The sequence below is a fragment of the Streptomyces sp. NPDC057137 genome (assembly GCF_042670825.1).
GTDB lineage: Bacteria > Actinomycetota > Actinomycetes > Streptomycetales > Streptomycetaceae > Streptomyces.
Genome location: NZ_JBHUUW010000125.1, coordinates 1 through 9,283 on the forward strand (window position 1 = coordinate 1; position 9,283 = coordinate 9,283).

At 71.4% G+C, this 9,283-nt stretch carries 8 protein-coding genes and 1 pseudogene; 2 read left to right on the forward strand and 7 right to left on the reverse strand.

Features of this window, described 5'->3' with window-relative positions; genetic code table 11:
• Window positions 1–43: 43 nt before the first annotated feature.
• Window positions 44–1,876, reverse strand: coding sequence for a gamma-glutamyltransferase (ggt, locus tag ACFT9I_RS39660; RefSeq protein ID WP_382572640.1), 1,833 nt, complete (start codon window positions 1,874–1,876; stop codon window positions 44–46).
• A gap of 286 nt (window positions 1,877–2,162) precedes the next feature.
• Between ggt and ACFT9I_RS39665 the strand changes: the two genes are divergently transcribed.
• Entirely contained in the window at window positions 2,163–2,906 is a 744-nt protein-coding gene (locus tag ACFT9I_RS39665; RefSeq protein WP_382572642.1) for a hypothetical protein, read from the forward strand.
• Between the two features lie 20 nt (window positions 2,907–2,926).
• Window positions 2,927–3,085 (forward strand): hypothetical protein, encoded by a 159-nt coding sequence (locus tag ACFT9I_RS39670; RefSeq protein WP_382572644.1) that lies wholly within the window; start codon window positions 2,927–2,929, stop codon window positions 3,083–3,085.
• Between the two features lie 489 nt (window positions 3,086–3,574).
• On the opposite strand, the gene ACFT9I_RS39675 is transcribed toward ACFT9I_RS39670, so the two are convergent.
• The 6 genes and pseudogenes from ACFT9I_RS39675 to ACFT9I_RS39700 all read right to left on the reverse strand — a co-directional run.
• Entirely contained in the window at window positions 3,575–4,015 is a 441-nt protein-coding gene (locus ACFT9I_RS39675) for a DUF6278 family protein (protein ID WP_382572646.1), read from the reverse strand.
• A gap of 111 nt (window positions 4,016–4,126) precedes the next feature.
• A complete protein-coding gene (locus ACFT9I_RS39680) occupies window positions 4,127–4,906 on the reverse strand; it encodes an exodeoxyribonuclease III (protein ID WP_382572648.1) in 780 nt (259 codons plus the stop codon).
• Window positions 4,907–4,951: 45 nt separating this feature from the next.
• The gene (locus ACFT9I_RS39685; RefSeq protein ID WP_382572653.1) at window positions 4,952–5,584 is read right to left on the reverse strand and encodes an MBL fold metallo-hydrolase; all 633 of its coding nucleotides are present in this window, start codon (window positions 5,582–5,584) and stop codon (window positions 4,952–4,954) included.
• 124 nt (window positions 5,585–5,708) lie between these two features.
• A complete protein-coding gene (locus tag ACFT9I_RS39690; protein ID WP_382572650.1) occupies window positions 5,709–7,028 on the reverse strand; it encodes an alpha/beta fold hydrolase in 1,320 nt (439 codons plus the stop codon).
• 92 nt (window positions 7,029–7,120) lie between these two features.
• On the reverse strand, window positions 7,121–7,696 hold the full coding sequence (locus ACFT9I_RS39695) for a hypothetical protein (RefSeq protein ID WP_382572652.1): 576 nt from the start codon (window positions 7,694–7,696) through the stop codon (window positions 7,121–7,123).
• A gap of 215 nt (window positions 7,697–7,911) precedes the next feature.
• Window positions 7,912–9,063: pseudogene (locus ACFT9I_RS39700) on the reverse strand (ROK family glucokinase); the annotation flags it as partial.
• Window positions 9,064–9,283: the final 220 nt, after the last annotated feature.

The following is a 9,283-nucleotide window of genomic DNA, read 5'->3' on the forward strand; positions in this document are numbered from 1 at the left end:
CCCCGAGGACTCAGGGGCGGCGCCGGACACGTCCGATCGCGCGTTACGGCCGTCCGGCCGGGCGTACCACCATCGCGGAGCCGCCGCCCCTGCGGTCCTTCTCCGCCGCCGCCAGCCAGCGGCCGTCCGGCAGCCGCTGCACGCCTGTCGCGGCGCCGATCTCCGGGTTCTTGGTGAACGCGTGCCCCAGTGCTTCGAGTTGGGCGCGCAGCGGGCTGTCGTAGAGACCCGGCTCCAGCTCCGTCGTCGCGGAGTTGCGCTGGCTCGCGCGGGGCGCGGCGATCGCGTCGACCAGCGGCAGACCCCGGTCCAGATGACCGGTGAGCGTCTGCAGGACGGTCGTGATGATGGTCGCGCCGCCCGGTGAGCCGAGCGCCAGGAGCGGCCGGTCACGCTCGTCGAGCACGATCGTCGGGGAGATGGACGACCTCGGCCGCTTGCCGGGGCCGGGCAGGTTCGGGTCGTGGACGGCCGGGTTCGCCGGGGCGAACGAGAAGTCCGTCAGCTCGTTGTTGAGGATGAAGCCCCGGCCGGGAACGGTGATGCCGCTGCCGCCCGTCGACTCGATCGTCAGCGTGTACGCGACGACGTTGCCCCACTTGTCGGCGGCCGTCAGATGGGTGGTGTTCTCCCCCTCGTACGTCGTCGGCGCCGCCGTGCCGCCCGCCGCGCACGGCACCGGCTTCGACGGGTCACCGGGCGCGAGCGGGCTCTTGAGCGCCACGTCGTCCTTGATGAGGCATTCGCGCGAGTCGGCGAAGCGCTGCGACAGCAGGCCCTTGGCGGGGACGTCCTCGAAGGCGGGGTCGCCGAGCCAGCGCCCCCGGTCGGCGAAGGCGATCCGGCTCGCCTCGATGAAGCGGTGCAGATACTTCTGCTGCGACGCCTTGGAGAGGTCGGTGCGCTCCAGGATGTTGAGCGCCTCGCCGACGCTCGTACCGCCGGAGGACGACGGCGCCATGCCGTACACGTCCAGCCCTCGGTAGGAGACCTTCGTGGGCGCCTGCCGCTTGGTCCGGTACGCGGCCAGGTCGCCGGTCGTCAGATCGCCCGGCCGCACCTTGCGCGTGGCGTCCGGGTCGACGGGCGGGGTGTTGACCGTGCGCACGATGTCGCGGGCCAGGTCGCCCCGGTAGAGCGCGTCGGTGCCGCGCCGGCCCAGCTCCGCGTACGTACGCGCCAGGTCGGGGTTCTTGAACACCGAACCGGTCACCGGGAGTTCGCCGCCGGGCAGGAACAGTTCGGCGGAGGCCGGGAAGTCGGCGAACCGCTCCTGGTTCGACGCGGTCTGGGAGCGGAACGTCTCGTCGACGGTGAAGCCGTCCTTCGCCAGCCGTTCGGCCGGCTTCAGCAACTGCCGCAGCGAGGCGCTTCCCCAGGAGTCGAGCGCCGTCTCCCAGGTCGCCGGGGTGCCGGGCGTACCGACACCGAGTCCGCTCGTCACGGCCTCCGCGAAGGGGATCGGCTTGCCGTCCTCCTGGAAGAGGGTGGCGTCGGCGGACTTCGGGGCGGTCTCGCGGCCGTCGATGGTGTGGACGGAGCGGGACTTGGCGTCGTAGTAGACGAAGTAGCCGCCACCGCCGATACCGGCCGAGTAGGGCTCGGTGACGCCGAGCGCGGCGGCCGTGGCCACCGCCGCGTCCACGGCGTTGCCGCCCTGCCGCAGCACCTCGATGCCCGCGGCCGACGCGTCCTTGTCGACGCTGGACACCGCTCCGCCGTAACCGACGGCGACCGGCGATTTGGCGGGTGTCTTTGGGGGCGTCTTCGCCGGTGGGGCCTGGGCGGGCGCGGACGGTGGCGCCGCGGCACCTACCGAGAGCATGGCGGCGGCGAGCGCCACTATCGAGACGTTGCGTACGGCGAGGCGGTGCATCTGTACCTCCGGTGGGCGTCCGTCCGCGGAGCGTAACCTCAGCACTCGCGCCCCGCCAGAACCACTAGGTCCTGTCGTTTGGATCAGGCCGGATCAGGGAGCGGGGTCTGGTGCCGTGGATCGCAAGGCGGAGGAGGGAGGCATGGCGGAGCCATGCCGACCGACGACAACGCGGCGAGGCGCGGTGCCAGGGACCGCGAGCCCGGCAAGATCCGAACGACAGGACCTTGCCCCGGAACCCTGGTGGGATGTGCGTCGCGGCGAGGTCCCGCTAAAGTGCGCGCCCATGACTGACGACGTACGCAACATCGTTCTCGGGGTGCTCGCCGCCGGTATCAGTGCTTCTCTCGGCTGGATCGCCCGTACCTATCTCTGGCGCCGCAAACTCCGCAGGAAGCAGGCGTTCTTCGGGCTGCCCGGCAACTCCGAGTGCCTGTTGGTCGTCAACCGCGAGGCGGGCGGCGACGGTGCCGTCCACCGTCACGACGTCTTCGCGCTGCTGGAGATGTCCGCGCTGATCAAGGACTGCGGCGCGCACGCGCAGATAGTCCAGCACGACTCGGCGCAGCAGGGGTTCGGTGAGCGTACGGAGTTCTGCCTCGGCGGCCCGGCGTCGAACCGCCGGATGGCCGCCCATCTCTCCTCGCTGCTGCCCGGCGTCAAGATCAACACGGACCCGGACCCGGGCCCGGACCGCGGGGCCTTCCAGATCGGTACCGAGCGCTACCGCGCCGAGGCGGGTGTGGCGGAGTACGTCATCCTGGCGCGCCTGACGGCGGGGCAGGACTCCCGGCCGGTCTTTCTCTTCTGCGGACAGCGGGCCATCACCAACCAGGCGGCCTCGCGCTATCTGGCCAGGCACCACGAGAAGCTGGCGCGCAAGCACGGCCGTGACTCGTTCTGTCTGCTGCTGAAGGTGGTCAACTCGCAGGCGTACGGCCCCGATGTGGTCGAGCTGGTCGCCGACGTCACCAGGGCGGCGCAGGAGCCCGCTCCGGCCGTACGCACCTCGCACCGGGCGACCAGCTGAGCCGGGGCGCGGAGAGGGCGGTGAGCGGGCCGGAAAAGGGAGAGAGCGGCACCCTCGTCGTACGTCGCGACGACGCGGGCCCGCTCCATGGCGGACACGGCCCTCCCGGCGCGCAGCTGACCTTCTCCCCGGCCACGCCCGACCCATGGTGCCTGTCGGTCCCGCGGCGCGAGAAGTGATCTCCGGCTGCTGCCGGAGGGGCCTCCCGAGAAGCGGGAGGCGGGCCATGTCCCTTGAGCTACCGCGCCTCGGGCGGCGGCGGGACCATCCCCGCGTGCGCGGAGCACGGCGGACGCGTACGGACTCCCGGGGAGTGCCCGAGGCCGGCGCGGCATCCGTGGCCTCTGCCGGCAAGACCACCGTCACCATGGGGATGAACGGCAAATCGTAGTCCAGATTCGGCGCGATGAGCTCGCCCGTGTACCCGAACTCCCGGACCGGGGAATCCGGTCGGGGGTCTGTGGCTCCGTCGTGGAATCGGCTGCGGCTCCCGCCGCGGACTGCCCGTCGGACCGTGGTCGACGGCCATACGCTGCCCTCCCCGTTCTCGGCTCTGTCGAGGTCAGCGCAAACTATCCAGCGCGCCAAGGGACTTCACACCCGACACGCATAAATCGGGCATAAGCCGTATTAAACTCCAGGAGACGCGCCCGCCCCGCAGCCCCCGCTCAGGCCTCGGCCGCCTCCGCGTACACCTGCGACAGTTCGGGCGCACCACTGACGGCCCAGTCGAGACCGGCCTCCACGACCTGGATCTCCCGGCCGGAGACGAGCCGCACGACGGGGTGACCGCCGGGCCAGATGTGCCAGGTCGCGCCCTCGACCGTACGCACGATGACCGTACCGAGATACAGCCCCGCGTCGTTGCCCAGCCAGGGCAGCTCCTCGGGGTCGTCCCGCCAGTGCGGAGGCAGTTGGTCCAGCGCCTCCAACGAGTCCGGGGAATCGTCCAGTTCAAGACCGGACTGCCCTGCCCGGACACGCAGCAGCTCGCACTCGGAGAGCAGTTCGGCCACGCCCTCCGCGTCACCCCCGACGACGGACGCCGGCGAAGACCCCTCGTCAGCGCCGTTCCGTTTGCGCCAGTTGTCCAAGAAAGGGATGTTCATACCACTCAGCCTGCCATTTCCCCGTACCCGCGCACCTCAGGGCACGCGGGCGGTATCAGAGGCAGAATGCCCAGACTCAGACCCGCCGATGCCGGCCCCGCCTCCGCAACATCAGAGGTCGAGATCGACGACGACCGGGGCGTGGTCCGAAGCACCCTTGCCCTTGCGCTCCTCACGGTCGACATAACTGTCCTTGACGGCAGCGGTGAAGGGCCCGTTGCCGTAGACCAGGTCGATCCGCATACCCCGGTTCTTCGGGAACCGGAGCTCGCGGTAGTCCCAGAAAGTGTACGGCTGGTCGTACTTGAGCGGTCGCGGCATCACATCGGACAGGCCACCCGCGCGGAGCGCGGCCAGCGCGTCGCGCTCGGCGGGGGTGACATGGGTGGCGCCCTCGAAGAGAGCCGGGTCCCACACGTCCTGATCGGTCGGCGCGACGTTGAAGTCACCGAGGACCGCGAACGGCCGGTCCCCCGCGCTGTCCTCGGCCACCGCCGCGCGCAGCGCCTCCAGCCAGCGCAGCTTGTACGCGTAGTGGTCGTGCGTGACCTCGCGGCCGTTGGGCACGTACACCGACCAGACCCGGACACCGCCGCAGGTCGCCGAGACGGCGCGGGGCTCCTCGACGCCCTCGTACTCCGGGCCGCCGGGCAGGCCCTTGACGACGTCGTCGAGACCGACGCGGGAGATCAGCGCCACCCCGTTCCACCTGCCGGTCGCGTTGACCGCCGCCTCGTAACCCAGCTCGCGCAGGGCGTCGGAGGGGAACTGCTCCAGCGTGCTCTTGGTCTCCTGGACGCACAGCACGTCCGTGCCCGTGCTCTCCAGCCAGGCCAGCAGCCGGGGCAGTCGGGCAGTGATCGAATTGACGTTCCAGGTGGCGATACGCATGGACCACAGCCTATCCGCGAGGTCTGACAGTCACCGTCCGAGCCGTCACAGCTCGGTGGCCTCGCCGGGGGCCAGCCTGGCGTGGCCGGAGCCCCCGAGGCGGGCGACATGGCCGTCATACATAGGCAGCGCCAGGTCGGTCAGCAGGGCGTCGTGGATGTCGAAGCTGCGCTGCGGCTTGACCTCGCGTACGTAGTCGATCACTTCGGAGATCTTGTTCCACGGCGCGTGCACCGGGAGCATCAGCGTCTCCACGGGCCGGCCCGGGACGGTGAACGCGTCGCCGGGGTGGAACAGCGAACCGTCCACCAGATAGCCCACGTTGGTGACCCGCGGCAGATCGGGATGGATCACCGCGTGGAGTTCACCGTGCACCTCCACGTCGAAGCCCGCCGCCGTGAACGTGTCACCGTGCCCCACGGTGTGCACCCGCCCCGGAAAGGCGGCCGACAGCTGCTCCGCGACGCTGCGCAGGGTCCAGATCTCGACGGCCGGGTCCGCTTCGAGGGCGGCCCGCAGCCTGCCTTCCTCGAAGTGGTCGGGGTGCTCGTGCGTGACGAGGACGGCGTCGGCGCCGAGCACCGCGTCCTCCTCACTGAAGACGCCGGGGTCGACGACGAGCGTCCGCCCGTCCTTCTCCAGCCGGACGCAGGCGTGGGACTTCTTGGTGAGCTTCACCGTGACCACCTCGTGTTGCGGGTTCCTGAACACTGCCGTACGGAACCGCCCGTACGACACGGCATCGCGCCCTCCCATGGTCGACACCCGCCGCCACGACGGCAAACGGGAGGGAGGGCGGCCGTTACGGGTCGGGGGTGGTCTCCTCCTGGACGACCGCGCCGACGACGCGGAACGCCGCGTTCGCCGCCGGGAAGCCGCAGTAGACGGCCGCCTGGATGAGCACTTCCTTGATCTCGGCCGGGGTCAGACCGTTGCGCAGGGCGGCCCTGGTCTCGACGGCGAGTTCGTCGAGGTGACCGCCGGCGACGAGGGCCGTCAGCGTCACACAGCTGCGGCTGCGGCGGTCCAGGCCGCCCCGGTTCCACACCTCGCCCCAGGCGTAGCGGGTCAGAAGCTCCTGGAAGTCGCCGGCGAAGCCGGCCGTCTCGGCCATGACCTGGTCGACGTGGGCGTCCCCGACGACCTCCCGCCGGATCCGCATGCCCGCCTCGTAAGGATCCGGGCGGACGGCGGCCACGGCCTGCGGCTGCTCGGCGGAGGCGATCGCGGCGACGGGGGCGTTCATCGGCGACAGGGTGGGCGGTCCCGACGGCGTACCCGGGCCGGGGTAGGTGGCCCAGTCGGGCAGTACCGTGATGCCGGTCGAGGTGTCGGAGGGGTTCTGCCAGGCGGTGGAGAAGTGGCGGATGAGCAGGTCGGTGACGGCGGCCGGCTGCTCCACGGGCGCCAGGTGCGAGGCTCCCGGCACGAGCGCGAGGCGGGCGTCCGGTATCCCGGCGACCAGCGTGCGGGCCTCGGCGGGTCCGGTGACCTTGTCCTCGGCGCCGACCAGGACGAGCGTCGGCACGCCGATACGGCCCAGCTCCGCCCGTACGTCGAAGGCGGCGAGCGCCTCGCAGGCGGCTATGTAGCACCCCGGGTCGGTCGTACGGACCATCTGGACCGCCCATTCGACGATCGCGGGCTGGGCGGCGGCGAAACCGGCCGTGAACCAGCGCTCGGGCGCCGCGCGGGCCATCGGGTCGAGACCGTTCGTACGGACGATGACGCCGCGCTGCCGGAACTCGTCCGCCGTACCGAATCGCGGTGAGGACGCCACCAGCGCGAGCGAGGCGACCCGGTCGGGGCGGCGCAGCGCCAGCTCGGCGCCGATCGCGCCGCCGATGGAGCAGCCGACGTAGCCGAAGCGCTGCACGCCGAGCCCGTCGAGGGTGGCCAGGAGCCGGTCCGCCAGCTCGGGGACGCCGGTGGCGGGGTGGGCGGGCGCGCCGCCGTGGCCGGGCAGGTCGAACCGGAGCACCCGCCAGTGCTTGGCCAGTTCGGGCGTCTGCCTGTCCCACATGTGCCAGGTCGTGCCGAGGGAGGGGCCGATCACCAGGGTCGGCGCGTCTTCCGGCCCGTCAAAGCGGTATTGCAGGGTCTTGGTCGTCGTCTCGCTCACCCGCTCACGCTCCCATATCTCACAATTTCCAACGGGAGTGGGTCGGCACACTCGCCAGACCTCCACATCCCGCCTCCCTCACCCGCCGTGTCTCACGGGGTGGTCGTGGAGACGACGTACACACGGGGCATCGCCGGGTCGCTCAGGTCGACGGTGATGTCCTGGGTGGGCCGTGGGTCCTTCTGCTTGTGCGTGGTGCCCGACCAGACGCGGGTGGGGACGAACTTCCAGCCGACGGTGCGCGAGTCACGGGGCGCGATGGTGACCTCGCCCTCCTTGAGCGCGTCGCGGTGCGTGCCCAGCTCGGTGAGGAAGGTGTCGAGCCGGCCGGACGTCACGTTGAACTGCACATACAGCCGACTGGACTTCCAGTTGCTCGTCTCGTAGTAGCGCACGTGCGTGGCGCGCGCGGGGATCGGCACCTCGAAGACCCGCTGCTTCATCCGGGACGGCACGGCGTCCGTGAGGCCGGTCGCGGAGGACTCCAGCTCCTTGTCCAGACCGCTGCGCCGGCTCTGCCCGGCCGAGATCATCAGATAACCGGCGGGAACACCGATCAGCAGCACGATCACTATCGCCGTCACCCACCGGCGGCGGACCATGTGACGGTGGTCCTCCGGCGGCTTCTGCATCGCTTCCGGGGACTTCGACTGGTGGGGCACGGTCATGAGGGCGGTTCCTGGCTGGTGCGGGGGGCGCGGCTGGGGCTCGTACGGGGCTCTCGCGGTGCTTCCGGCGCTCGCGGTTCCGGCGTCTCGCGGGACTGGGTTTCCGGCTTGGGCTCCGTCTCCGGATCCGGTTTCGGCTCCGCCGCCGCGGACTCCTGCCGTTCCCGGACCGCCGCCGCGCGGGACTCCTCGGCCTCGCGCAGCTCCTGCTCCTCGCGCAGGTCCTGCGGCATCCGGCCGGTGCGGATGGCCTCCGCGTACAGCTCGTACTTCTCGTACCGCTCAAGCCTGCGCCGGTTCGCCCGGCGGAAGCGGCGCGCCACGAGTCTGGAGAGGTCGGCCGCGCCGACCATGCCTGCCTCGGGGCCCAGCTGTGCCTTGGCGATACGGGCCTCCGGCCGGTAGCCGCGCCCGGTGAGCTGGCGGCGGAACGCCTCGCGCGCGGGGCCGATCAGCAGATCGTCCGCCGCGCTGACGCCGCCGCCGATGACGAAGCAGGACGGGTCGAGCGCCGCCGCCAGATTCGCGATGCCGACGCCGAGCCACTGGCCGATCTCCTGGAGCAGTTCGACGCACATGGCGTCGCCCTCGCGGGCCAGCTCGGTGATCAGCGGTCCGGTGATGTCGGGGATGTGGCCCTTGACCCGTTCGATGAGGTTGTACGCCACCGGGGAGTCGGCGGCGGCCAGCTCCCTGGCCTCCCTGACGAGCGCGTTGCCCGAGCTGTACTGCTCCCAGCAGCCGCGGTTGCCGCACGGGCAGCGGTGTCCGGCGGGCACGACCTGCATATGGCCGAACTCGCCCGCCACGCCGTACTTGCCGCGCTTGACCCGGCCGTCCTCCAGTATGGCGCCGCCGATGCCGGTCCCGAGGGTGATCATGACGAGGTGGTCCTCGCCGCGTCCGGCGCCGAAGCGCCACTCCGCCCAGGCGGCGGTGTTCGCGTCGTTGTCGACCATCACCGGGACGGCGAGCCGGGAGGAGATCGAGTCGCGGAGGGGTTCGTCGCGCCACGCGAGGTGCGGGGCGAAGAGGATCTTCGCGCGGTCCGCGTCCACCCAGCCCGCGGCGCCGATGCCGACGGCGTGCACGTCGTGGCGGTCGGATAGGTCCAGCACCAGCTCGACGATGGTGTCCTCGACGACCCTCGGGCTCTTGGACTTGTCCGGCGTCTCGGTGCGGATCTTCTCCAGGATGTTGCCGTCCGGGTCGACGACCCCGGCCATCACCTTCGTACCGCCGATGTCGATCCCGACGGTGGGGACGCGTGGCGCCGAGGCGTGCGAGCGGCGCTCGCGGGTGCCGACGGTCCGCAGGACGGTGGCGCGCGCGGAGCCGCGGTGGGTGAAGTCCCGGTACGTACTCATCGGACCGGCCCCCTCACGCGGGCCTGGCGGACGCTGCTACCGGAACGCGGCCTGGGTACTCGCACGTGTCGTGTCGTCCCTGCGGATCGGGGGCTCGTCGCGCCGGGTGTCCGGGGCGGGGGGGGGGGGGGGGTTTTAACCCCCCCCCCCAAGTACAAAACCACGAGGGGGGGGTGGGTGGGGGGAGGGGCGAACCCCCGCGGGGGGGGGCGAGGGGCAA